Raw genomic sequence first — 22,825 nt, forward strand, 5'->3', positions numbered from 1 at the left:
AGGAAAACCCGATGAGAGCGGCGAGGCTTTATGCGGCCGGCGACCTGCGCGTCGAGGAGATCGAGGCTCCCGGTGCGCCTGCTCCCGGCTGGGCACGCCTCGCGGTCACGGCTGCCGGGATCTGCGGCTCGGATCTGCACAATTACCGCACCGGCCAGTGGATCAGCCGGTCCCCATCCGTCGCCGGCCATGAGTTTGCCGGTATCGTGACGGCCGTGGGGGCGGGCGTGACGGATCTCGCCGTCGGCGACACCGTCGTTGCCGACAGCCGCTATTGGTGTGGCGAATGCGCGGCCTGCCGCAGCGGGCGCCGCAATGTCTGCCTGCATCTCGGATTTGTCGGTGAGGCCTGCGACGGCGGGTTTGCCGAGCAGACGGCGCTGCCGGTCCGCCTTCTCGTCAGACACGATCCGTCCCTCGATCCCGCGATTGCCGCCATGGCCGAACCGCTGGCGGTGGCCCTGCATGTGCTGCGTAAACAGGCCGTCCCTGCCGGGGAGCCTGTTCTTGTCGTCGGATGCGGACCGATTGGCGGGCTCGCGGCGGTGCTTCTCTCGCGGCTTCACGACGGACCGGTGCTTGTCGCGGACCGCAATGCGGCCCGTGCCGCCCGTGTTGCGGATGCAACGGGAGCCACCATTGTTGAATTTGATGGGAAATCCATTCAAGCGGCGCTGCATGAACAGGTCTTGCGCCACGCCATCGATGCGACAGGCAATATCGGTGTCCTCAATACTCTGTTCGATCTCGTATCCGGCGGTGGCTCCATTGCGCTTGTCGGGATCACCCATGGGCGCATCGATCTTGATCCGAACATCCTGGTCGAGCGCGAAATCTCGCTCATCGGTTGCCATGCCTTCGCGGACGAACTGCCCGATGCGGTTGCGATGCTGCCGCAACTGGAGCCGATGCTGCGATCTCTCATCGATGAACAGATAACGATCGAGGATATCCCGGCGGCCTATGAACGGCTTCTGGCCGGGACAGCATCCGGATTGAAGACGATCGTGCGGTTCGATCCGCAGGCAAACGGGGCATCGGGCGAAACGTCTGCGGCCATCAGCCATGTCCATCCCCCGGGAGGCAAACAGGAATGAACAATCTTCCTTCGACGGCAGGCCCCCTCTACGGGAAAGTGAAGGACTATGTCCTCCAGAACATCGGCAGCGGCAAATGGGGCCGGGACCACAAGCTGCCCTCCGAACACGAACTCGTCGCCGAACTCGGCGTGTCGCGCATGACCGTTCACCGGGCACTGCGCGAACTGACCTCGGACGGGCATCTGATCCGGATTCAGGGTGTGGGTACGTTCATCGCGCCGCCGAAAGCGCAGTCGGCGCTGATCGAGATCAACAATATAGCCAGCGAAATCCGTCTGCGCGGCGGGCGCTATGCCGCCAAAGTCGTTCTTCTCGAGACGATCCAGCCGGGACCGGAACTGCTCGCCGCCTTCGAATTCGGGACGCAGGGGCCGGTGGGGCATTCGATGGTGGTTCATTACGAAAACGATATTCCGGTGCAGCTGGAGGAGCGTTTCGTCAATCCCGATCTGGTGCCCAACTATGACAAGCAGGACTTCACCACGATCACGACCTACGATTATCTGCAGCAAAGCACGCCGCTTACGGAGGTCGAGCATGTGATCGCGGCGGTCGCGGCGGACGAGGAGACGGCGCGGTTGTTGATGATAAAGCTGCGCGATCCATGCCTGCTGCTGCACCGGCGCACATGGTCCGGCTCCATCGTCGCTACCGTCAACAGGCTGACCTATAACGGCAGCCACTACACGCTCGGCAGCCGCTATTCTCCGGCCGCCATGCGCTAGGCTCCAAGGTTGGGGCGAGTGGCCTGCCCCAGAACGAGTATACGTCCATTATCGACCTCGGCCCTGCCGGGAGGAAAGGTTTCCATTATGTCCGCACCGAGCAGAACCGCCGATATACGCCGCATGGCCCGCACCGACGAAGGGCAGGCGGTCGCCATGCTGACCGTGCTTTTGCACGATATCTTCGCTATCGACGCGCGAAACATCGTCATCAATCACGACCGCTACAGCCTCAATTCGCTCAACGGTTTCTTCGAAACGGATGAGGGCGACTTCTTCTTCAAGTTCCACCAGGAAGAGGGAGAGGAGGCGATGTCCGGCGAATATTACCGCGCCGACATTCTGGCCAAGGCCGGGCTCCCCGTCGACCAGCCCGTGCTGATGTCGGTGCTGCCGGGCGAGCAGATCCTGATCTACCGCCGCCGGAGCGATCCGCGCTTTTCCGATGTACTGCGGGCGCTCGATATCGTCCCCGATCTGGAAAGGGAGGCCTTGGCCCTTGCCGCCGAGCGCCGCCTCTCCGGTGAACTTCTCGCGGTCTATCTGCGCACGCTGCACGCGGTAACAGCCGAGGAGGTTGCTTGCGAACCCATTCACCGGCTTTTCCAGGAACGAATGATCGACCCAGAGACGAGGACGGTTCCCGGTGGACGCTATGCGGATTTCTATATCGGCCGGACGTTCCGTTTTCCCGGCATGGAACTCGACTGGGAAACCTTTTCAAAGGCGAAGTTTGTCATCAACGGTCAGCCCTACGCGCAAACGGTCGGCGAACTCTTTGCCGCTGCCGCCGACCGTCTCAACCCACTGAACCTCGCCGATGCCGGTGGCGTGACCGCCCATGGCGACGCCCACAATGCCAATGTCTGGTACAGCCGGGGTGAGGGCGGGGCCGTGCTTTCCTTCTTCGATCCGGCCTTTGCCGGCCGCAACGTGCCGACGCTTCTGGCCGAGATCAAGGCGACCTTTCACAACGTCTTGGCGCACCCGCTCTGGCTCTACGACCCGGCTGAAGCCGAGGCCCGTTACCGTGTCGAGGCGCGCCATGCCGATGGGGTGCTTGCGGTCGAGACCGACTGGACATTGAGCCGCGTGCGGCAGAGCCTGCTCGACGTCAAGGCGCAATACCTGTGGCGGCCGCTGCTTGCGGAACTCAAGGCGCGTCAGATGCTGCCTGCCGATTGGCGTACCGTCCTGCGGCTCGGTCTCTTCCTGTGCCCGACGCTGGTGATGAATCTGAGGGCGGGAGTAAGCACGCACAACCCATCCTCATCGCTGCTCGCCTTCAGCGTGGCAGTGATGGCCGGCAGCGAGCCGGAAAGCGGCAGCGACATCATGAGCCGGTTCCTGGATGCCATTGATCCCGATTTTCCGGCGGTTCCGTAGCCTTCGGCTTTCTCTCGCCAACCGGCTGAGGGAAACATCATGCAGGAGTGGTGCTGGCATGGAAGACAAGCGCCGTCGGCTTAGGCGCTTGCCGTCGTTGTGTTCAGGTCGGCGGCATAGCGCCACCGCGTCGACGTGAACATTCCGGCCCTCCCAAACCGTTGCCTAGAGTCTTTTCATCCATGTCAGGCCCGCCACGGTTTCCCCGCGCGGCCTGTACTCGCAGCCCACATATCCCCGATAGCCCAATGCATCCAGATGCTCGAAAATCCGGAAGTCGTCGAGTTCGCCGGTTCCCGGCTCGTGACGTTTCGGTACGGAGGCGATCTGCACATGGCCGATCAGCGGCATCATCGTTTCCAGCGCAGTCAGCACGTCGCCGTGCATGACCTGGCGATGATAGATGTCGAACTGCAGCTTGAGGTTCGCATGGCCGAGATCCATGATCAGATCCGCCGCCCGCTCGAAGTCGTTGAGAAAATAGCCCGGCATGTCACGGCCGTTGATCGGCTCGATGACAAGGCCGATGCCCGCTTCCCCGACGGCATCGGCGGTGAAGGCCACTGCGTCTCGATAGGTCGCCATGGCGGCTTTGTCGTCATGGCGCGCAATACCCGCCATCATGTGCAGCAGCGGTGTTCCGATCGCGCGGCCATAGCCCACGGCCGTTTTTACGGATTGGCGGAATTCGGTTCGGCGCTCCGGCAGAGCGGCAAGGCCGCGTTCGCCCTTGCCCCAGTCTCCCGCCGGCAGGTTGAACAGTGCCTGCTCGAGACCGGCATTGGCCAGGGTTTCGGCCACGGTTTCGGCCGGGAAGTCGTAGGGAAACAGATATTCCACCGCCTTGAACCCGGCATGGGCCGCGATGGCGAAACGATCGAGGAAATCGTTCTCATTGAACATCATCGTCAGGTTGGCGGCAAAACGCGGCATCTCAATCGCCCTTTTCCATGCCGGGAAGCTCAAGGCCGGCGATCTGCGCCAGAAGCCGCGCCACGGAGGAATCGTCGTCACGGCCCATGCCGGCAGCTTCCGTCATGACGAAGAGCTGAAGCGCGGCGGACGCGATGGGCAGCGGGAACTTCTGCTTGCGGCCGAGATCGGAAACGATGCCCAGATCCTTGGTGAAGATCGAAACGGCGCTGTGCGGCGTATAGTCCCCGGCCAGGACGTGCGGAATGCGGTTTTCGAACATCCAGCTGTTGCCAGCCGATTTGGAAATGACCTCGAACACTTTCGAGATATCGAGGTCGAGGCTCTTGGCGAAGGTGATCGCCTCGCAGGCGGCTGCGATATGCACGCCGGCCAGCAGCTGGTTGACGATCTTGAAAGAGGATCCAATCCCGACATCGTCGCCGAGCGTGTAAACAGTTTCAGCCATGGCATCGAGCGCAGGCTTGGCGGCTGCAAAGGCCTCAGGCGCGCCGGACGCCATCACGGTCAGCTTGCCGGCATCCGCTTTCACCGAGCCGCCGCTGATGGGTGCATCGAGGTAGCGCACGTCTCGCTCCAAGGCGCGGGCGGCAAAGCTCTTGGCCTCCGCCGGGGCGACGGTCGCGGAGGAAATGATCACCGAACCCGGTTTCATCGCGGCGACCGCGCCGCCGGCGCCGTAGAGCACCGTTTCGGTCTGCGCCGCATTGACGACAACGACGACGACGATATCGGCATCCTTCGCGGCCTCGGCGGGGGTCGAAAATGCCTGTCCGCCGCTCGCCGTCAGGCTGTCGAGCGCGCCGGCACTGATATCGCAGCCGGAGACGGGGTGACCGGCGCGGATCAGGGAGCGGGCCATGCCCAGCCCCATGGAACCAAGCCCGATAATGGCTACTCGTTCAAGTTCGGACATCAGTGGCTACTCCTGTCAAATCTGCGCATCAGCAATATGGTGAGAATGATGACGCCAAAAACGATCTGGCGAAATGCTTCCGGCATTTGCAGCACGGAAAGAATGGAAGAAAGAAGAGTGATGAAGACGGCCCCGGCCACCGTTCCGGCATAGCCGCCGCGACCACCGAGGATGGATGTTCCGCCGATAACGACAGCCGTGATCACCGGCATCAGGTATGGATCACCCATGCCCTGATAGGCTTGATTGGCATAGCCCGCCAGAAGAATTGCGCCGATCGCGGTGAACATACCGGCGGCGACGAATGTCAGGACCGTTACCAGCCGCACGCGTACGCCGGAGAGGAACACGGCCTTTTCCGAATTCCCGGTTGCAAACAGATACTGCCCGTAGATCGTCCGGCGCAGCAGAAAGCCGACGAACAGGATGACGGCGATCCAGAAGAGAAAGACATTGGGAACGCCGAGACTGCGCTCGAGAGACAGTGTCACGGATAGCGGCGGCACAACACCGCGCGGTTTGAACCCACCGGTAAAGAAGACCAGGGCACCCATCAGCATCGAATTGACCGCCAGTGTCCAGACCATGGACGGCAGCCGGAAGATGGCAACGCCGATGCCGTTGATCAGGCCGATCAGTGCGCCGCCGGCAAGCCCGATCGGGATGGCGAAGAGGGCGATGTCCGGCGACGACGATCCGGCAACGGTGGTCGTCAGAACGGCGACGGCGGTGATGGCCGAGGGAACCGAAAGATCGATATGGCCGAGCAGGATGACGAGTGTCGCGCCGGCCGCGATGATGCCGAGGAAGGAGGCGATCTGCAATTGCTGCAGCAGATAGCCGGGCGACAGGAAGGGCGGGAAAATCGCTCCGCCGATGGCCAGCAGGACGATGCATCCCGCTGCAACGGCCAGGATGGCTGGATCGGCGGCGAGGTGGTGCTTGGCGGGCCTTGGGAGAGGAGGTGCGGACTGTGTCATTGGGCAAACAACTTCAAACGGTTGCGGACCTTGATCAGGCCGAGGGAGCCGAGCATGATCGCGAGCGCGAGGATCAGCCCTTCGAAGAACGGCTGGGCAAGCGGCGGCAGGCCTGAGAAGAACATCAGTGCCGCCACGGTTTTGAGGAGGAGGGCGCCGATGACGACGCCGAAGGGGCCGCCGATCCCGCCGGCCAGCGAAATGCCGCCAAGTACGATGGCCGCGATCGAATTCAGCGTATAGGAGGGACCGATACCTGCATCGCCGGTGAGGGTGACCATCGAGACGTAGAAACCCGCGATGCCGGCGCAAAGGCCGCCGAGCGCGTGGGCGGCAATCCGGGTGTTCGCCAGCGATATGCCCGTGAGTTCGGCCGCATGCTCCGACGAACCGATGCCGTAGAGCGACAGGCCAAAGGCCGTGCGCCGCAGCATCACCACGAAGATGGCCACCAGGATTGCGATGAGGATCAGCGACGTCGGTACTGGTCCGACGGCATAGGTCATCGCGTCGGACAGATTCGAGTTCACGTCGCCGCCGGGTGTCGGGCGCAGGAACAGTGCGACGCCGGAATAGACAGCGCCTGTCGCCAATGTGGCGATGATGGGCGGAATGCGGCCGATCGCGACGACGACACCGTTTATCAAGCCACAGGCGAGGCCGGTGCCGAGCACCGCGACGACGCCGAGCCACAGCGATGCGCCGTCGCCGGCGAGGACATAAGACGCGACGACATTGGACAGCGCCACCATCGGCCCGACCGACAGATCGATGCCGCGCACCAGAACGACAAAGAACTGGGCGAAAGCGGCAAAGACGAGAAGGGCGCTCTGGTTGGCCCAGATGGTCACCACATAGGTGGAAAAGCCGCGCGGGTGGGTACCGATATAGAGTGCAAACAGGAGGACGAAGGCAATCGTCGGGATCAGGAACCGGATATTGCGCCGGAGGGTATCGAGGGTCATGCCACGGCATCCTTCAAGGGTTGATCCACCTGTGCCGAAAGCCCCATCGCGGCGGAAATCAGGTTCTCCGGTGTGAGCGTGGCGCCGGAAAGCTCGCGTGCGATCCGCCCGTGATAGAAGACGGCCACGCGGTTGCAGAGATGCACGAGTTCCTCATAATCGGTCGATTGCAGGACGACCGCCATGCCGGCATCGGCGAGATCGCTGAGCAGCTGGTAGATTTGTGCCTTGGTCTTGACGTCGATGCCGCGCGTCGGATCGAGCAGCAGGATGCAACGCGGCTTCAGCGCCAGCCATTTGGCCAGCAGAACCTTCTGCTGGTTGCCGCCCGAAAGCGATGAAACGGGGTCGTTCAGCGTGCCGTAGACGAGATCGAGCCGGTGCAGAAGTGCCTTGTAGTGCTCCTCGCGGTCGGCGTTTCGCCCAGTCAGCAATCCGTCACGGCCAAGTCCGGCCAGACGCATATTGTCGGCGATCGAAAGGTTGGGAATCATGCCCTCGGTCTTGCGGTCCTCCGGAATGAAGGCAATGCCGGTTTCGGCAGCCTTGGCACGGAAAGGAGAGCGCCGCTCGAACGGCCTGCCTGCGATGGTGACGTCACCGGAAACTCCGCGCAAGACGCCGAAGATTGCTTCCAGCACCCTTTGCTGGCCCTGGCCTTCGAGCCCTCCAAGGCCGTAAATCTCGCCGGGGCGAACGTGAAGGCTGATATCGTGGAGCTCCCCCGACCAGTTCATACCGCTGACGGACAGGAGCGGTGCCACGTCCTGCGCGATGGCCGACCGGCGCGGCGGGAAGAGTTGTTGCAGCGACTGGCCGATCATCAGCGCGACGATGCCTTCGTGATCGATGCTGCCGGCCGGGAACGTCCGCACGTGGCTGCCGTTGCGGAACACCGAAATCCGGTCCGCGAGCGCATGCACCTCATGGAAGCGATGTGAAATGAAGAGAATGCAGACCCCTTCGTCGCGCAATTGCCGCACGACGGAAAACACCTTCTCCACCGCATCGGCACCCAGCGCCGATGTCGCCTCGTCAAGGATCAGTAGCCGGGGTTTCTGATGGAGCGCCTTGGCGATTTCGACAAGTTGCCGCTCTGCCAGCGTCAGTTCGTTGACGGGCGTGTCGAGCGCGATGCGTTCCGCACCGATCCGGGCAAGACATGCAGAGGCTTCGGCATAGGCCGTGCGGCTGAGAAAGCCCATAACCGTCTTTGGCCGTGACAGGACAATGTTGTCGCCGACGGTGAGGTTCGGCATCAGCGACAGTTCCTGGAACATGCAGACGATGCCGCTTTTGGAGGCCTGACGCGTTCCGGAAAAGGCAACAGGCATGCAGTCGAGCTGCATCGTGCCGCTGCTCGGCGCTATCACGCCCGAGAGCAACTTCATCAGGGTCGATTTGCCGGCGCCGTTTTCACCGAGGATGGCGTGGATCGTACCCGCTTCGCAGGCGAAATCCACGTCCCGCAACGCCGTTACGGCACCATAGGTCTTGGAAATGCCGGATAGCCGGATCAGGGGGGGTGCTTGGGTCATGTCGATTCTATCCGCGAAGCCGGGACGGCGAAGGCCGCCCCGGTCGCCGTTGCCTCAGGTATTGTCCGGGCTCTGGCCCAGAAGCTCATCCGGCGTGAAGACCGGAAAGCAGTTCGGATAGCCTGTCGTGGTGTAGAACGTGTCCGGCAGCTTGGGGAAGAAGTCGGTGCCTTCCTTCAGCTCGGCATTGTCCTTGCTCGGGATCGGCAGGAAGACCTTCTGCGGCAGGGCATTGCCCTCCAGAAGCGAGACGATGGCTTCGAGCGATACGGAAGACATGACCGGAGCCTGTGCTGCCGTTACGCCTGGATACTTGCCTTCGGCAAGCAGCCTGCGGGTGCCGTTACCGGCATCGCCGCCGAAGGGAACGACCGGGTGATTGGCATTCTTCATCGCATTGAGCGCACCGATCGAGCCTTCCTGCACCATGACGCCGTCGAACTGGCCATTGGTGGCGATCGCATCGGCCGTTACCTTCTGGACCGTACCAGCATCCCAGTTGCCAACGACCTGAACAACCTTCAGGCCGGGTTCCTTGTCGAGCACGGAACGCATACCGTCATGATTGTCGCGGTCGGTTGCGTTGCCGGGAAGGCCGGAGACCTCCAGCACGCTGCCCTCGACCTTGCCCTTGGCTTGCCTGATCCCGTCGACGACGGCCTGCGCCTTCATCTTGCCAAGCTCGAACTGGTTCTCGTTTACCTGAACGATCTCATCGGTATCGAGCACGTTGTCGAACGGTACGAGCACCGTGCCGGCCTGCGCGGCGCGCTTGATCACGGCCTTGAAGGCGGTCGGGTTGACAGCGATGAAGCTGATGCCGTCATAGCCGGCAGCGATGAAGTTATCGATCGCCGCGATCTGTGCCGCGCTGTCATTACCGACGGAGACGACGGTGAATTCGGCGAGCTTCGCTTTGTTCTCCGGACGGGCCGCCCAAGCCTTGGCGCCCTGGATAGCCGTCACGCGCCAGTCGTTGCCGGCAAAGCCGTTGACGAAGGCGATCTTGTAGGGCCCGTCACGCTTTTCGTAGCGAATGACCTTGGCATTGTCGGGTGCCGGCGAAAAGCATTCCGGACGATAGGTGTCCTCCGCGTAGGCCACGCTGAACCCGGTGGAGAGCGCGGTGAACGCGCAAAGGCTTGCGGCCATCGTGAAGACGGCCTTTCCATTGTATTTCACGGTATTTCCTCCCAAAAAACGTCGAATCTCGTCCCTGAGCGCCAATGACAGCGCTAACATAAAAATAATAAGCACAGGCTCTGGCCTTGCGCAAGAGAAATATGTTAGCGCTGTCATAATGACTTTCCGGGGGTATGGACGGCCTTTTCGGAATAGGGAGAAGAGCCAGATGTTGCAGGATATGCCGACGCTGACGGATGTGGCGAAGCTGGCGGGCGTCAGCGAAATCACCGTTTCGCGCGTTGTGCGCAACAAGGGGCCGATCGCCGACGCAACCCGCACGCGCGTTCTCTCGGCGATCGAAAAGCTGGGTTACGTGCCGAACCGCGCCGCGGGTTCGCTCGCCTCCTCCGGCTCGCAATTGATGGGCGTGCTCCTGCCGTCGCTCTCCAATATCGTCTTTCCCGAGGTCCTGCGCGGCATTCACTCGGCACTTGCCTCGACCGGTTACCAGCCACTCATCGGCGTGACCGATTACGATCTGAAGACTGAGCAGGGCATCGTTTCCTCGCTTCTTGCCTGGCAGCCGGCGGCCATCATCATGACCGGCTTCGATCACACCGATGCGACGCGGCGCATGCTTGCCAACAGCCGGGTGCGGGTGGCGGAACTGATGGATATCGACGCCGACCCGATCGACATCGCCGTCGGGCTCTCCCATCGCCGCGCCGGTTTCGATGCCGGACGGCATCTCATTTCCCGGGGGTATCGCCGCTTCGGCTATGTCGGCCACGACTGGGATGCCGATCGGCGGGCGCGGCTGCGCTACGAAGGGCTGTGCACGGCGCTGGCCGAGGCCGGACTGACGCTTGAGGCCGAGCAGCGCTTTGCCGGACCAAGTTCGACCATTGCCGGCCGCGATACGCTGGCTGCGATGATGGCGAAAAATCCCACGATCGATGTTGCGGTGTTTTCCAACGACGACATGGCCGTCGGCGGCTTTTTTTACTGCCTGACGGCGGGTATCGCTGTGAAGGAAAAGCTGGCTCTGTTCGGCTTCAACGGGCTCGATATCGGCCAGTCGCTGCCCATGCCTCTGTCGACCGTGCGCTCCAACCGCTTCCTCATCGGCAAGATTGCCGTCGAGAAACTGCTGGAGAGTGGCGAGCGGCCAACGGAAAAGCAGATCATCGATACCGGTTACGAAATCGTCGCAGGCGCCACCGCCTGACGGCATCATCTTTTGTGTTTGAGGAGTTGAGAACCATGCTTTTAGGTGCTGTGGCGGATGACCTGACGGGGGCGACGGATCTCGCCTTGACGCTTGCCCGGGAGGGCATGCGGACGGTCCAGGTCGTCGGCGTTCCGGCTGCGGGTTTTGACTTCGGCGATGCCGAAGCCGTGGTGATCGCCCTGAAGTCGCGGACGATACCGGCAAGCGAAGCCATCGCGCTTTCTCTTGACGCAGCGCGCTGCCTGCGTGCTGCCGGCGCCGAGCAGATCATCTTCAAATATTGTTCGACGTTCGATTCGACACCGGAAGGCAATATCGGTCCGGTGACGGATGCGCTGATGGAGCTGCTGGGCACATCGCTGACCCTTGCCTGCCCGGCCTTCCCGACCAATGGCCGCACCGTTTACCGCGGCCATCTCTTCTTCGGTGATCTGCTGTTGTCGGACAGTCCGATGAAGGATCATCCGCTGACGCCGATGACCGATGCCAATCTGGTGCGCGTGCTGCAGGCGCAGTCTCGCTCCAAGGTCGGCCTGATCTCGCATGACATCGTGGATAACGGCAGCAATGCGATTGCGGCGGCCTTCGAGGCGGCGGCCGGCACCGGACATCAGGTTGTGCTCGTCGATGCGGTTACCGACGAGCATCTTCGCGCCATTGGCCGGGCTGCGGCCGGTATGGCGCTGATCACCGGCGGATCCGGCATTGCCATCGGCCTGCCCGATAATTTCCGGCGTGCCGGCAAGCTGGCCGGTCCGTCCGCCGACGGGTTTGCCGCACCCGAAGGGCCTGCCGTGATGCTGGCCGGCTCCTGCTCGGCCGCCACACGGCGCCAGATCGGAGCCGCGATCGCGGCCGGCGTGCCGGTCCTGAAAATCGACCCGCTCGATATCGCCGCAGGCAGGACGCGACCGCAGACCGTTACGGATTGGGTGCTTTCTGCGCGGGACAGCATTCCGCTCGTCTATTCCAGCGCCGATCCGGCCGACGTGCGCAAGGCGCAGGACGTGCTTGGCCGTGACAGGGCGGGCGCGCTGGTGGAGGAGCTTCTGGCGGATGTCGCAATCGCTCTGCGGGCGGATGGTTACAACAGGTTTCTCGTTGCCGGCGGCGAAACCTCCGGCGCGGTGGTGAATGCGCTCGGTGTTCAGGCCATGCGGATTGGCCCCGAGATCGATCCGGGTGTTCCCTGGACCTGCAGCATTGGCGATGACCGGCCGGTGGCGCTGGCGCTGAAATCCGGCAATTTCGGCGCAGACGACTTTTTCCTCAAGGCATGGAGGCTGCTACGATGACCGCGATCCTCTCGGAAGAAACCAAACTGCGCGACCAGATCGTCAGCGTCGGAAAATCCATTTTCGACCGGGGCCTGACCTTCGGCTCGACCGGAAATATCAGCGCGCGGCTGTCCAGCGGGGAACTGCTGATGACGCCGACCAATGCGTCGCTCGGTAGCCTGGCGCCGGAACGGCTGTCGCGCTTTTCGGCCGAGGGTGTTCACACCGGTGGCGACAAGCCGACGAAGGAAGCCTTCCTGCACCAGTGCATGTACTGCCAGCAGAAGATGAGCGGCGCCGTCGTGCATCTGCATTCCACCTATGCCGTTGCCGTCAGTATTCTTGCCGACATCGATCCGGACGACGTGCTGCCGCCATTGACGGCGTATTATGTCATGCGCGTCGGCTCCCTGCCGCTGGTGCCGTATTTCCCGCCGGGCGACAAAGCGCTGGCCGATGCCGTCGCGGAAAAGGCAAAGACAAGCCATGCGGTGCTGCTTGCCAACCATGGCCCCGTTGTCGCCGGAAAGACATTGCTCGATGCGCAATATGCGACCGAGGAACTGGAGGAGACGGCAAAGCTGTTCTTCATCCTGCGCGGGCAACCGGTCCGGCCATTGACCGGAGCCCAGAGAGAGCAATTGCGCGGATAGCCGACACGCTGCCGGTTTCGCCGTTAGGCAGGGTTCGGTCCTGGCCGATATGGCGTCCCTCGGACGTTTAGGTGCCGACGGACGCCCGGTGTTTACGGATATGCGGTTGCGCCGTCCGGTTTCTTGGTGATCTTGCGCTCCCAATGGATGTAGTCTTCCGTTATCAGGGCTTTTTCATCGATCTCGATGCCCCAGCCGGGTCGGTCGGGGCGAAGCTGCATATGTCCGTCCACCGGAACATAAGGGTCGAGAGCCCAGGGTGCGTGCACATGCGGCTTGTATTCCAGAATCTTGAAATTCGGCTGCGTGGCGCAAAAATGGATATTCACGGCCGTGGCAAGGGGCCCCATGGGATTGTGCGGTGCGACCGTGACGTAATGGGCTTCGGCGATTGCCGCGATACGCCGCATTTCGGTCACGCCGCCCACCACGCAAATGTCGGGCTGGATGATGTCCGCGCCCCGCGCGGTCAGCAGCGCCAGGAATTCAAAGCGGTTGTAGAGCGATTCTCCCGTTGCCAGCGGTACCGTCACCTTTGATTTGAGCTCGGCCCAGGCGGGAATATGTTCCGGCCGGATCGGCTCTTCGTAGAAGAGGGGATCGTAGGGCGCGATCGCAGCTGCCAGCTGCACGGCCTGATAGGGCTCGTAGATCTTGGCGTGCGCGTCAAAGGCAAATTCGAAATGCGACGGCGTGATTTCGCGGATCTTGCCGAAATAGTCGCCGGTTTCCTTGACCAGTTCGCCCCAGCGGCTGTTGTGAAGATCGCGCCTGTAGGGGCTGAGCTTGAACGCGGTGTAGCCGAAATCCTGGTTCAGCTGAAGCGTCTGGTCCAGTGCTGCTTCCGGATCGGGTGCCGTGTAGACGCCACAATAGATCCTGACGCGGTCGCGAACGTTGCCGCCGAGCAGCATGTAGACCGGCAGGCCTGCCGCCTTTCCGGCAATATCCCACAAGGCGTGGTCGATCGCTGAAATGGCAGCCAGCCCCAGGGCACCCGGCGGAAAACGAGCCTGCTGATTGAGCTTGAGGATCAGGTATTCGACACGGCGGGGGTCCTCGCCTTCGATCTGGTGAAACAGATAATCGAGCATCGGCGGAAGAGCCCAATCTGGACCATGATTATAGGCTTCACCCCATCCCGAAATGCCTTCGCTGGTCTCGATCTTGACCAGAAGGCGGGGGCGATCGTCGACGCGCTGCATGTACGTCTTCAGGGCAGTAATGTGCATTGCAATTCTCCGGTCAGGCCGCGCGCGTTTCGCCGTCGACACGTTCGACGATTTCTCTCAGGTTCTTTCGTTCCAGTTCATCCAGCGTCTCCACGCCCGGCAGCCTGACCGGCCCGACGTCATTACCCAGCATTCCCAGCGCTTCCTTGACGACGGTGACATTGGCGCCATTGAGATATTTCGTCCGCATCGCCTCAAAGCCTGCGATCCCATCGATCAGTTCACGAGCCTTCGCGTAATCGCCGGCTTCCAGCGCGCGGTGAATCGCATGCGAGCGCTCGGGGAAGACATTGACCAGACCGGAGGTGAAGCCGCGCGCGCCCATCGCGTAGAATGCCGGTGCCCAGCCTTCCGCCAATCCGCAGACCCAGATTGCCGGAGCGTCCTTTGTCGAGCGGATCACGTCTGCAAGCAGCATCAGATTGCCGGACGCAAATTTGATACCGGCAATGTTCGGATGGAGCGCGAGTGTGCGGAAGTCGGCGACGGAAAAGGTGTCGCTTCTGACATAGGCGATGACCGGCACGCTGCAGCTGTCGGCCAGCTCCAGAAAATACTTCGCCTGATAGGCCGGGCCGGCAAACGGGTCCATCGGATGGTGTCCCATGATCGCGTCGACGCCTTCGGCGATCGCGTCACGTGCCAGTGCCTTTGCTTCTGTCAGCGATCTGCCGACGGCAGCGCTGACAAGGGCTTTGCCGTCTGCTGCCTGGATTGTCGTGCGGTGGACCAGGCGCACTTCGTCGAGGGACAGGGTGAAGAACTCACCGGTATTGCCGGCCGCCATCAGATTGTGGACGCGCGCAGCCGCCAGCTTTTCGATCAGCGCTTTCAGCTTGGTGGCATCGACACTTCCATCGGCGGCATAGGGCGTGACGGGCACACCCGATATGCCCGTCAGGGCCTGCCGAACTCTCGCAACAGCTTCGCTCACGTCAAATTTCCTCTTTGTTTTTGAAAACGATCTTCAGATATGTCTCGCCGGACCGCACGACGTGATCGCGCATCACGCGCTCCGATTTATCGGTATCGCCGGCAGTGATCGCGGCGGCGATTGCAGAATGTTCGTTGAGCGCGATTTCACGCTCGGTCGGGTCGGAATGGATGATGCGCCGGATGCTGGCATCGTAGAATTGCTGCCGCTCGATCATTCGTGCCAGATACTGGCACTGGGAGGCCGTATGGATCTGATCGTGGAAGCTCTCGTTCAGCGCGATCAGATCATCGGGGGCACCGTTCCTGGTCGCCTCGACCATGAGATTGATGGTGGCTTGAAGATCGCTTGCCGCGGGTTTCGTCAGCCGCTTTGCCGCCAGATGGGCGATCATCGATTCGAGTGCTGCGCGGGCCAGGATCATTTCCTCGGCCCAGTTCGCGTCGAACCGGATCAGAACGCCCCGGCGCGGCAATGTCTCGACCAGTCCCTCGGTCTCGAGCTGACGCAACGCTTCCTTGATCGGCGTGGTGCTGACCCCAAGCTGCTCGGCGAGCTGGCGCTCGTTCACGCGCTCGTTCACGCCAAACCGGCCCGACAGGATCGCACTGCGAAGCGTGCGATGGACGTGATCGCGCAGCGTCGTCAAGAAGCGGGGATCGAGCTTTTCGATCCGCTCGTCATGCGGCGATAGGCCGGCATCTTCCTTCATCTGCAAAATTCCCCCGTTGACGTCTGTCGCATTCTGTGAGATCTGATATACCAGATTTCAGGTCGATGTCGATATGAAATTTTGGTTTATCGGGCCGGTGAGGGGCCTTTGGGAGGAGTTTCCATGGAAATGCTAAGGCGCCATTTTTTGATGACGACGGCGATCGCGGTTGCAACTCTTGCCGCGCCTATTGCCGTCAGGGCCGCAACGCCGGACGATCAGCTGGTCATCGCCTTGAACATGTCTTCGATGCGCGGGCTTGATCCGAACGAGATCAACCAGCTTGAAGCAGCCGAAGTGGTCGCCAATCTCTATGAGCGCCTTGTCGTTCTTCCCGCTGAGAACATCACCGAGCCGGCCCCCGGACTCGCGGAAAGCTGGACGGTTTCCGATGACGGCAAGACGTTCACATTCAAGATCCGATCCGGCGTCAAATTTCATTCCGGCAACGCGCTGACGGCAAAGGATGTCGAGTGGTCGTTGCGCCGTCTCGTCAAGCTGGGCCTGGCTCCGTCCGTCGATCTGCGCCAATGGGGTTTCAGCGAAGACAATGTCGATGGCCTGATCAAGGCGACGGATGACACGACACTTGTCCTTCAGACACCGGAAGTCTGGAGCCCGAACCTCATCCTGTTTTCGCTCGCCAGTTTCTCGACATCGATTCTCGACAGCGCTCTGCTGGCGCAGCATGAGAAAGATGCCGACATGGGGCGTGAATTCCTGCAGACCAACGATGCGGGCTCCGGCCCCTATTCGCTGCGCACGTGGCGCTCCAACGACCTTCTCCTCGCCGATGCCTTCAAGGGCTATTGGCAGGGTGCACCGAAGATGCGGCGCGTCATTCTGCGCCATCTGCCGGAATCGGCGGCGCAGCGGCTGCAGCTTGAAGCCGGCGATGTCGATGTCGCGACGCGCCTGTCGTCAACCGACCTCAATGCTCTCGATCAGGACGGCAAGGTCACGATCCAGAAGACGCCCGGATTCGGCTTTTACTATCTCGCGCTCAACCAGAAGGACGAGATTCTTTCAAACCCGAAAGTCCGTGAAGCGTTCCGTTATCTCATCGACTATGATGGGCTGGCCGGCACTGTCATGAAATATTACGGCATCAAGCAGCAGACCATCGTTCCGGAAGGGCTTCCCGGTTCGATCGATGAAAATCCCTACAAGCTGGATATCGAGAAGGCCAAGCAGTTGCTGGCAGAGGCCGGATATCCGGATGGATTCTCCAAGGTTTACTACGCAACGCCGGTGACGCCGGAATACGAGGTTGCCCAGTCGCTACAGGCCAATGCGGCCAAGGCCGGCATCAAGCTTGATCTCCAGAGCGGCGATCATATCGGCAAGTTTCGCAGCCGCGAGTTCGAGATATTCTCCGCGCGTTCCGGCGAGCGCCTGCCGGATCCCCATGCCGTCCTCCAATCCTACGCGACGAATGCCAACAATGCGGATGAGGCCAAACTGACGGGGCTGAATGCGTGGCGCACAGCCTGGGACGTGCCCAAGGATATTCAGGAGATGGTGGTTGCCGCGGCACATGAGGCCGATCAGGCAAAACGCACCGAACTCTATACGAAAATCAACAAGGCCTATCTGGCGGCATCGCCGGCACTGGTGACATCGTTTCGCAGAACGGATGCCAAGGCCGTGCGCAATGCGGTCAAGGGATATGTCGGGCATTCTACCTGGTTGACCCGCTGGGACACCGTGTCCAAGGGCGAATGACCTTGCTCGATCAGGGAAAACGGACATGAGCATCTCGCAGACACACAACGCACGCGCGTCAGCCGGCTCAGCCGTGCTGTCGGGTGTGCGAAAGCTGGCAAAATCCTTTGCCGTCATCCTGACGACATTGCTGGGGCTCCTGGTCCTGACATTCGTCATCGGCCGCATGGTGCCGGCCGATCCGGTCATTGCTGTCATCGGCGATCAGGCAGACCAGGCAACCTACGATCGGGTCCACGAACAGATGGGCCTCGATCGGCCGCTTTACGTGCAGTTTGCGACCTATCTCGGCAATGTCGCGCGACTGGATTTCGGGCAATCGAACGTCACGAAGAATGCCGTGTCCAGCGATCTGGCGCGGGTCTTCCCGGCAACGCTCGAACTGGCGACGATCGCGACGCTCATCGGTGCCATATTCGGCATTCCGCTCGGGATCATCTCTGCCGTGCGCAAGGGGACATGGGTCGACCATCTTGCCCGGGTTGTCGGGCTGCTCGGCCATTCGACGCCGATATTCTGGCTCGGAACGATCGTCATTCTCATCTTCTATGCAAAGTTCGGGCTCATACCCGGAAGCGGCCGCATCGACGTCTTCAATGAAGGGCTTGTCGAAGGGCCGACCAACTCCCTGTTGGTCGATGCGGTCATCGCCGGCGAATGGGGCGTGTTCTTCGATGTCCTCCATCACGTCATGGCGCCGGCGTTGATCCTTGGCTATGCGGCAATGGCCTATCTCAGCCGGATGAGCCGCAGCTTCATGCTCGAGCAGCTTCGCCAGGAATATATCCTGACGGCAAAGGCAAAGGGGCTTGGTCAGCGCACCATCATCTGGCGGCATGCCTTTCGCAACATTCGCGTCCAGCTTCTCACCATCGTGGCGCTTGCCTATTGCGGGCTGCTCGACGGTACGGTGCTGATCGAGACCGTGTTCGCGTGGCCGGGACTTGGTCAGTACCTGACGTCAGCTCTCTTCTTCGCGGACATGAACGCGGTTCTCGGAAGCGTGCTTCTGATCGGCATCATTTCCATCGCGATCAATCTGCTGTCGGACATCGTCTATCGCTTCCTCGATCCACGCACCCGGTAAAACCATGACAACACGATATTTCTCCGACCTGCACGACTGGCTGATCAGCGAGGATTTTTCGTCCACGCGGCAGGCCCGGCTGCACAAGGCCTATGTGCTATGGCTCAATCTGGTCGGCAACCCGCTTGCCCTGGGCGGACTGATCGTCGTTGCAGCGCTGGTCATCATCTCGGCCTTCGCGCCGCTGCTCTCGACCCATGACCCGATCGCCCAGGATCTGGCTTTCGCATTGAGGCCTCCGTCCTCGGTCAACTGGTTTGGAACGGATGAATTTGGCCGCGATGTGTATTCGAGGCTCGTCTATGGTGCGCGCACGACCCTTTATATCAGTATCCTCGTCACCATCATCGTTGCCCCGATCGGGTTTGTGATCGGCGCTATGGCCGGCTATCTCGGCGGCTGGGTCGATACCATTCTGATGCGCATCACCGATATCTTCCTGTCGTTCCCGAGCCTCGTTCTGGCGCTTGCTTTTTCTGCGGCCCTTGGTCCGGGCATCGAAAACGCGGTGATCGCCATCGCCCTGACGGTCTGGCCGCCGATCGCCCGGTTGGCACGCGCCGAAACGCTGACCTTCCGCCATGCCGATTTCGTCGTTGCCGCCGAGTTGCAGGGGGCCGGTATGGGCCGCATCCTGTTGCGCCATATCGTCCCGCTCTGCGCGCCGTCGATCATCATCCGCCTGACGCTGAACATGTCGAGCATCATCCTGACGGCTGCGGGTCTGGGCTTTCTCGGTCTGGGTGCGCAGCCGCCGATGCCGGAATGGGGAGCTATGGCTGCCTCGGGCCGTCAATACCTGCTGGATGCCTGGTGGCTGACCACCGTTCCGGGCGTTGCCATCCTCGTCGTCAGCCTGGCGTTCAATCTGCTTGGCGACGGCCTGCGCGACATTATGGATCCGAGAAATGCCTGACAATCAAAACACAATCCTGTCGATTGACAACATGTCCGTGCAGTTTCCAACCCTGTCGGGCTCGGTCACGGCGGTGCGAAACGTGTCCTTCAAGGTCGGCCGGGAAAAGGTCGGGATCATCGGCGAATCCGGCTCGGGCAAAAGCACGACCGGCCGGGCCATCATGCAGCTTCAGCCGCCCGGTGCGATCGTCACGGCCGACAGGATGCAGTTCGAGGATGTCGATCTGCTGGCAGCAAGCGAACAGCAGATGCGCACCATCCGTGGCCGTCGCATATCGATGATCCTTCAGGACCCGAAATACTCGCTCAACCCCGTCATGACGGTCGGCGAGCAGATCTCCGAAACGGTCATCCTGCATGAGCGCGTCTCCCGGCGTGAAGCGCGGGCGCGAACCCTGGCCATGCTGGAAAGGGTGAATATTCGCGATCCCGAACGTGTCTACACACTCTATCCGCATGAGGTGTCGGGCGGCATGGGGCAGCGGATCATGATCTCGATGATGCTGATTTCATCGCCGTCACTGATCATTGCGGACGAACCGACATCCGCCCTCGACGTCACCGTCCGCCAGCAGGTTCTCAGCATCCTCGACGATCTGGTGACCGAGCGCAATATCGGCCTGATCTTCATCTCCCACGATCTCAATCTGGTACGAAGTTTCTGCGACCGGGTGATCATCATGTACGCCGGACGGATCGTCGAGACGATCGATGCGGAAAATCTGGAACATGCCACCCATCCCTATACTCGGGGACTGCTGAACGCACTGCCGAGTCTCGAGCATCCGCGGGATCGGCTCGACGTTCTCAAGCGTGATCCCCTCTGGCTGGAGAACTGATATGGCGATGATCAAGGTCGACAATCTGGCCGTCGCCTACGGCCATGGGCAAAACGCGCTGAAAGTCGTCAAGGATGTCTCGTTCGAGGTTGCCAAGGGCGAGACCTTCGGCCTCGTCGGTGAAAGCGGTTGCGGCAAGTCCACCGTGCTTGGAGCTCTGGCCGGCAGAAACAAGACCTGGAGCGGTTCGGTCGTCATCGATGGCGAAGCCGCAAACCCGAAGCGGACGAAAAGCCAGCTCGCCAAGCAGCAGATGGTGTTTCAGGATCCGTTTGGGTCGATCCATCCACGCCATACGATTGGGCGAACGCTGCTCGAGCCATTGGAGATTCATGGTCTCGACCGACGGCAGGAGCGCATAGAGGAAGTGCTGCGCGATGTCGGCCTGCCGCACAATTTCCGCTATCGTTTTCCGCATCAGCTGTCCGGCGGGCAGCGCCAGCGCGTTGCCATTGCCCGCGCGCTCATCCTGAAACCGCGAATCCTGCTTCTCGACGAGCCGACATCCGCGCTCGACGTTTCGATCCAGGCGGAAATCCTCAATCTCCTCAAGGATCTGCGCGAGCGCGAACATCTGACTTACGTGCTCGTCAGCCACGATATGGCCGTGATCGCGCATTTATGCGATCGCGTCGCCGTGATGCAGGATGGCGTATTCGTCGAAGTTACGACACGAGAGAATCTGCTGAAAGGGGAGGTGGCGCATCCCTATACGCAAACACTGCTGGATGGCAGCCGGGGTTATGTTCCGGCGCGGCAGCGTCGCGGATTGCAAAGCGTGGGGCATGCTTGAGTGCCCCACACCCACGTCCCCATTATCCCCGCAGTGTTGCGCCTCCATCGACATAGAGATCGGCCATGGTGATATGACCGGCCCGGTCTGAGAGAAGAAAAACGACGGAATTGGCGATATCGTCAGGGGTGGCGAGCTTGCCCAGCGGAATGCCGGTCTTGAACGCCGGCAGGGAGCCCTCAATGACGCGCTTTTCTCCTGACGGATCCGCCCACATGCCTGTCTGCATGGGGGTCTGTGTCGAGCCGGGCGCCACGATGTTGCAGCGGATGCCATACGGCGCAAGTTCCAGCCCCAGGCATCGGGTGAACATGGTGGATGCGGCCTTGGAGGCGGCATAGGCGGCCATATTCTGGCGCGGAATACCGGCTGCATTGGACGCGACCGTCACGATGCTGCCTTTGCGCCGCGGCATCATATGCCGGGCCAGTGCCCGCGATACATGAAAGACGCCAGCGGTGTTGACGGCAAAGACCCGGTCCCACTCATCATCCGAGGTCTCGACGATCGATTTGGTCGACAGAACGCCGGCCACGTTCACGCCAAAATTAATCGACCCAAGGGTTTCGATCGTTTGCTCGATACGGCGATCGACATCCCGGCTACTGCGGACATCGAGCTCGGCAGCATAGAGATTGTGGTGAACCAGAGAACCGAGATCGCCAAGTGCGACATCGGTGGCCACGACTTTTGCGCCTTCATCCAAAAGAAGCCTGGTGACGGCAAGTCCGATACCGCTGCCAGCCCCGGTCACGAACGCGACTTTCTCTTCAAACCCGGTCAGCCGCATATCGTCTTCCTTACCGTCTTGTTGGCGCTGGACATCGACCCAGCACGGTCGGCAGTCAAAATTCTCATGGGTTAGTATCCACGGTTCCGTTGATCGTGCGCTTGGCGACACCCCACCAACTGGTCAGTGTCGGCGCGGCGGCCAGCTCGGAAAACTGGAGAACGGTTCCGCGTTCCTGCCACAGTAGCAAGAGGTTCATCGCCCGCATCGAATCGAGACCCAGATCCATCAGATTGTCCTCATCGCCGATCTCGTCCGGATCGACATAGATCATGGTGGCGATGTCGTGGCGCATCTGCTCCATGGTGAAATCGTTTTTCATCTCATTGTCCTTCAATTTTTGGGAGCAGCGCCGACAGCGCCAACGGAATGCCGGTGGTTTTCGCCAGATAGGTCAAGGCCATGTCGTGATTGTCCCGGGAGAAATCGGCCACGGCATCGGCCACCAGAAAAGGCTTGATATCGCGCTGGAATGCCTCGGCGGCTGTCAGCAGGCAGCCGATATGCGCATAAATCCCGCAGATGATGATCTGGTCGCGCCCACGAACACGCATGAGGTGTTCAAGGTTGCTGAGCTGAAAGGCACTATAGCGATGCTTGACCAGAACCGTATCGTCCTCGTCGGGCTTCAGGGCGTCGGTGATCTGCTGATGTTCCGGCGCAGCGGTCATGCCCGGACCCCAGAGATGGGCCTGCAAGCCACGATCCCGCCGATCCTGATTGCCATTCTGGGCAGTGTAGTAGACCGGTATCCCAGCCTTTTTGCATGCGGATTTGAGCTGCATGATATTGTCGATCACCGGCGCGATCGGCGACGTATGCTGCTCGAATGCGTTGATGAAATAGTGTTGCATGTCATGGATCAGCAATGCGGCGCGGCCGGGCTCGAAATCCCACCGGGCCCGTGCTGCCGGTATATCGGCCAGCCCGGGGAGGGCATAAGGTTGAATTTTCGGCAGTCCCATC

Annotated in this window: 23 protein-coding genes; 11 read left to right on the forward strand and 12 right to left on the reverse strand. The window is 61.3% G+C overall.

All coding sequences use genetic code 11. From position 1 onward, the window contains the following. The first annotated feature begins 11 nt into the window (after nt 1-11). The 3 genes from ADU59_RS10500 to ADU59_RS10510 all read left to right on the forward strand — a co-directional run bounded on the left by ADU59_RS10500 (nt 12) and on the right by ADU59_RS10510 (nt 3,211). Entirely contained in the window at nt 12-1,097 is a 1,086-nt protein-coding gene (locus tag ADU59_RS10500) for a zinc-dependent alcohol dehydrogenase (protein WP_068954038.1), read from the forward strand. Further along, nucleotides 1,094-1,825: a histidine utilization transcriptional repressor HutC gene (gene hutC, locus ADU59_RS10505; RefSeq protein ID WP_068954039.1), complete on the forward strand. Its 732-nt coding sequence runs from the start codon at nt 1,094-1,096 to the stop codon at nt 1,823-1,825. Before ADU59_RS10500 ends, hutC begins: the two co-directional genes overlap by 4 nt. Nucleotides 1,826-1,981: 156 nt before the next feature. After that, complete coding sequence (locus ADU59_RS10510) at nt 1,982-3,211, forward strand: phosphotransferase (protein ID WP_193427075.1); 1,230 nt, start codon at nt 1,982-1,984, stop codon at nt 3,209-3,211. 165 nt (nt 3,212-3,376) lie between these two features. Here ADU59_RS10510 and otnI read toward each other — a convergent pair whose 3' ends face one another. The 6 genes from otnI to ADU59_RS10540 are packed head-to-tail and all read right to left on the reverse strand — an operon-like array spanning nt 3,377 to nt 9,725. Further along, the gene (otnI, locus tag ADU59_RS10515; protein WP_068954041.1) at nt 3,377-4,144 is read right to left on the reverse strand and encodes a 2-oxo-tetronate isomerase; all 768 of its coding nucleotides are present in this window, start codon (nt 4,142-4,144) and stop codon (nt 3,377-3,379) included. Nucleotide 4,145: 1 nt separating this feature from the next. Then, a complete protein-coding gene (ltnD, locus tag ADU59_RS10520; protein ID WP_068954042.1) occupies nt 4,146-5,060 on the reverse strand; it encodes an L-threonate dehydrogenase in 915 nt (304 codons plus the stop codon). Continuing rightward, nucleotides 5,060-6,040 (reverse strand): ABC transporter permease, encoded by a 981-nt coding sequence (locus ADU59_RS10525; RefSeq protein WP_068954043.1) that lies wholly within the window; start codon nt 6,038-6,040, stop codon nt 5,060-5,062. The genes ltnD and ADU59_RS10525 overlap by 1 nt, the downstream gene beginning before the upstream one ends. Further along, a complete protein-coding gene (locus ADU59_RS10530) occupies nt 6,037-7,005 on the reverse strand; it encodes an ABC transporter permease (RefSeq protein WP_068954044.1) in 969 nt (322 codons plus the stop codon). Before ADU59_RS10530 ends, ADU59_RS10525 begins: the two co-directional genes overlap by 4 nt. Beyond that, nucleotides 7,002-8,543: a sugar ABC transporter ATP-binding protein gene (locus ADU59_RS10535; RefSeq protein ID WP_068954045.1), complete on the reverse strand. Its 1,542-nt coding sequence runs from the start codon at nt 8,541-8,543 to the stop codon at nt 7,002-7,004. Before ADU59_RS10535 ends, ADU59_RS10530 begins: the two co-directional genes overlap by 4 nt. A 54-nt stretch (nt 8,544-8,597) precedes the next feature. Beyond that, the gene (locus ADU59_RS10540) at nt 8,598-9,725 is read right to left on the reverse strand and encodes a sugar ABC transporter substrate-binding protein (RefSeq protein WP_158515716.1); all 1,128 of its coding nucleotides are present in this window, start codon (nt 9,723-9,725) and stop codon (nt 8,598-8,600) included. A gap of 169 nt (nt 9,726-9,894) precedes the next feature. Between ADU59_RS10540 and ADU59_RS10545 the strand changes: the two genes are divergently transcribed. From ADU59_RS10545 to otnC, 3 genes are read left to right on the forward strand one after another with little or no spacing between them, the layout of a single operon-like run. Continuing rightward, nucleotides 9,895-10,896 (forward strand): LacI family DNA-binding transcriptional regulator, encoded by a 1,002-nt coding sequence (locus ADU59_RS10545; protein WP_068954046.1) that lies wholly within the window; start codon nt 9,895-9,897, stop codon nt 10,894-10,896. A gap of 35 nt (nt 10,897-10,931) precedes the next feature. Further along, nucleotides 10,932-12,194 carry a 3-oxo-tetronate kinase gene (gene otnK / locus ADU59_RS10550; protein WP_068954047.1) on the forward strand — a complete coding sequence of 421 codons (1,263 nt, stop codon included), beginning with the start codon at nt 10,932-10,934 and terminating at the stop codon, nt 12,192-12,194. Then, on the forward strand, nt 12,191-12,829 hold the full coding sequence (otnC, locus tag ADU59_RS10555) for a 3-oxo-tetronate 4-phosphate decarboxylase (RefSeq protein ID WP_068954048.1): 639 nt from the start codon (nt 12,191-12,193) through the stop codon (nt 12,827-12,829). Before otnK ends, otnC begins: the two co-directional genes overlap by 4 nt. A gap of 92 nt (nt 12,830-12,921) precedes the next feature. On the opposite strand, the gene ADU59_RS10560 is transcribed toward otnC, so the two are convergent. From ADU59_RS10560 to ADU59_RS10570, 3 genes are read right to left on the reverse strand one after another with little or no spacing between them, the layout of a single operon-like run. Beyond that, a complete protein-coding gene (locus ADU59_RS10560; RefSeq protein WP_068954049.1) occupies nt 12,922-14,061 on the reverse strand; it encodes a mandelate racemase/muconate lactonizing enzyme family protein in 1,140 nt (379 codons plus the stop codon). A gap of 13 nt (nt 14,062-14,074) precedes the next feature. After that, a complete protein-coding gene (locus tag ADU59_RS10565) occupies nt 14,075-14,995 on the reverse strand; it encodes a dihydrodipicolinate synthase family protein (RefSeq protein WP_068954050.1) in 921 nt (306 codons plus the stop codon). A gap of 1 nt (nt 14,996) precedes the next feature. Next, complete coding sequence (locus ADU59_RS10570) at nt 14,997-15,707, reverse strand: GntR family transcriptional regulator (RefSeq protein WP_068954051.1); 711 nt, start codon at nt 15,705-15,707, stop codon at nt 14,997-14,999. A gap of 129 nt (nt 15,708-15,836) precedes the next feature. On the opposite strand from ADU59_RS10570, the gene ADU59_RS10575 reads away from it, so the two are divergent. Genes ADU59_RS10575 through ADU59_RS10595 form a run of 5 tightly spaced genes read left to right on the forward strand, consistent with a single transcriptional unit; the run spans nt 15,837 to nt 21,069 of the window. Then, nucleotides 15,837-17,432 carry an ABC transporter substrate-binding protein gene (locus ADU59_RS10575; RefSeq protein WP_068954148.1) on the forward strand — a complete coding sequence of 532 codons (1,596 nt, stop codon included), beginning with the start codon at nt 15,837-15,839 and terminating at the stop codon, nt 17,430-17,432. Nucleotides 17,433-17,457: 25 nt separating this feature from the next. Beyond that, a complete protein-coding gene (locus ADU59_RS10580; protein WP_068954052.1) occupies nt 17,458-18,519 on the forward strand; it encodes an ABC transporter permease in 1,062 nt (353 codons plus the stop codon). A gap of 4 nt (nt 18,520-18,523) precedes the next feature. Then, the gene (locus ADU59_RS10585; RefSeq protein WP_068954053.1) at nt 18,524-19,435 is read left to right on the forward strand and encodes an ABC transporter permease; all 912 of its coding nucleotides are present in this window, start codon (nt 18,524-18,526) and stop codon (nt 19,433-19,435) included. Beyond that, nucleotides 19,428-20,276, forward strand: coding sequence for an ABC transporter ATP-binding protein (locus ADU59_RS10590; protein ID WP_068954054.1), 849 nt, complete (start codon nt 19,428-19,430; stop codon nt 20,274-20,276). The genes ADU59_RS10585 and ADU59_RS10590 overlap by 8 nt, the downstream gene beginning before the upstream one ends. A 7-nt stretch (nt 20,277-20,283) precedes the next feature. Continuing rightward, complete coding sequence (locus ADU59_RS10595) at nt 20,284-21,069, forward strand: ABC transporter ATP-binding protein (protein WP_425332010.1); 786 nt, start codon at nt 20,284-20,286, stop codon at nt 21,067-21,069. Nucleotides 21,070-21,091: 22 nt separating this feature from the next. Here the strand turns inward: ADU59_RS10595 and ADU59_RS10600 are convergent, their stop codons facing one another. The 3 genes from ADU59_RS10600 to ADU59_RS10610 all read right to left on the reverse strand — a co-directional run bounded on the left by ADU59_RS10600 (nt 21,092) and on the right by ADU59_RS10610 (nt 22,824). After that, nucleotides 21,092-21,859 carry a 2,3-dihydro-2,3-dihydroxybenzoate dehydrogenase gene (locus ADU59_RS10600; protein WP_068954056.1) on the reverse strand — a complete coding sequence of 256 codons (768 nt, stop codon included), beginning with the start codon at nt 21,857-21,859 and terminating at the stop codon, nt 21,092-21,094. Between the two features lie 64 nt (nt 21,860-21,923). Further along, a complete protein-coding gene (locus ADU59_RS31145; protein WP_068954057.1) occupies nt 21,924-22,181 on the reverse strand; it encodes a phosphopantetheine-binding protein in 258 nt (85 codons plus the stop codon). Between the two features lies 1 nt (nt 22,182). After that, a complete protein-coding gene (locus ADU59_RS10610; protein WP_068954058.1) occupies nt 22,183-22,824 on the reverse strand; it encodes an isochorismatase family protein in 642 nt (213 codons plus the stop codon). Nucleotide 22,825 lies beyond the last annotated feature (1 nt).

This window comes from Pararhizobium polonicum, from assembly GCF_001687365.1.
In the GTDB taxonomy this organism is placed as follows: domain Bacteria; phylum Pseudomonadota; class Alphaproteobacteria; order Rhizobiales; family Rhizobiaceae; genus Pararhizobium; species Pararhizobium polonicum.

Coding starts and splice junctions, on each gene's coding strand:
- ADU59_RS10585 (WP_068954053.1), top strand. CDS start 18,524: ATGACAACACGATATTTCTCCGACCTGCACGACTGGCTGATCAGCGAG.
- ADU59_RS10530 (WP_068954044.1), bottom strand. CDS start 7,005: ATGACCCTCGATACCCTCCGGCGCAATATCCGGTTCCTGATCCCGACG.
- ADU59_RS10570 (WP_068954051.1), bottom strand. CDS start 15,707: ATGAAGGAAGATGCCGGCCTATCGCCGCATGACGAGCGGATCGAAAAG.
- ADU59_RS10595 (WP_425332010.1), top strand. CDS start 20,284: ATGATCAAGGTCGACAATCTGGCCGTCGCCTACGGCCATGGGCAAAAC.
- ADU59_RS10600 (WP_068954056.1), bottom strand. CDS start 21,859: ATGCGGCTGACCGGGTTTGAAGAGAAAGTCGCGTTCGTGACCGGGGCT.
- ADU59_RS10610 (WP_068954058.1), bottom strand. CDS start 22,824: ATGGGACTGCCGAAAATTCAACCTTATGCCCTCCCCGGGCTGGCCGAT.
- ADU59_RS10500 (WP_068954038.1), top strand. CDS start 12: ATGAGAGCGGCGAGGCTTTATGCGGCCGGCGACCTGCGCGTCGAGGAG.
- ADU59_RS10560 (WP_068954049.1), bottom strand. CDS start 14,061: ATGCACATTACTGCCCTGAAGACGTACATGCAGCGCGTCGACGATCGC.
- ADU59_RS10590 (WP_068954054.1), top strand. CDS start 19,428: ATGCCTGACAATCAAAACACAATCCTGTCGATTGACAACATGTCCGTG.
- otnC (WP_068954048.1), top strand. CDS start 12,191: ATGACCGCGATCCTCTCGGAAGAAACCAAACTGCGCGACCAGATCGTC.
- ADU59_RS10510 (WP_193427075.1), top strand. CDS start 1,982: ATGCTGACCGTGCTTTTGCACGATATCTTCGCTATCGACGCGCGAAAC.
- hutC (WP_068954039.1), top strand. CDS start 1,094: ATGAACAATCTTCCTTCGACGGCAGGCCCCCTCTACGGGAAAGTGAAG.
- ADU59_RS10525 (WP_068954043.1), bottom strand. CDS start 6,040: ATGACACAGTCCGCACCTCCTCTCCCAAGGCCCGCCAAGCACCACCTC.
- ADU59_RS10535 (WP_068954045.1), bottom strand. CDS start 8,543: ATGACCCAAGCACCCCCCCTGATCCGGCTATCCGGCATTTCCAAGACC.
- ADU59_RS31145 (WP_068954057.1), bottom strand. CDS start 22,181: ATGAAAAACGATTTCACCATGGAGCAGATGCGCCACGACATCGCCACC.
- ADU59_RS10545 (WP_068954046.1), top strand. CDS start 9,895: ATGTTGCAGGATATGCCGACGCTGACGGATGTGGCGAAGCTGGCGGGC.
- ADU59_RS10575 (WP_068954148.1), top strand. CDS start 15,837: ATGCTAAGGCGCCATTTTTTGATGACGACGGCGATCGCGGTTGCAACT.
- ADU59_RS10580 (WP_068954052.1), top strand. CDS start 17,458: ATGAGCATCTCGCAGACACACAACGCACGCGCGTCAGCCGGCTCAGCC.
- otnK (WP_068954047.1), top strand. CDS start 10,932: ATGCTTTTAGGTGCTGTGGCGGATGACCTGACGGGGGCGACGGATCTC.
- ltnD (WP_068954042.1), bottom strand. CDS start 5,060: ATGTCCGAACTTGAACGAGTAGCCATTATCGGGCTTGGTTCCATGGGG.
- otnI (WP_068954041.1), bottom strand. CDS start 4,144: ATGCCGCGTTTTGCCGCCAACCTGACGATGATGTTCAATGAGAACGAT.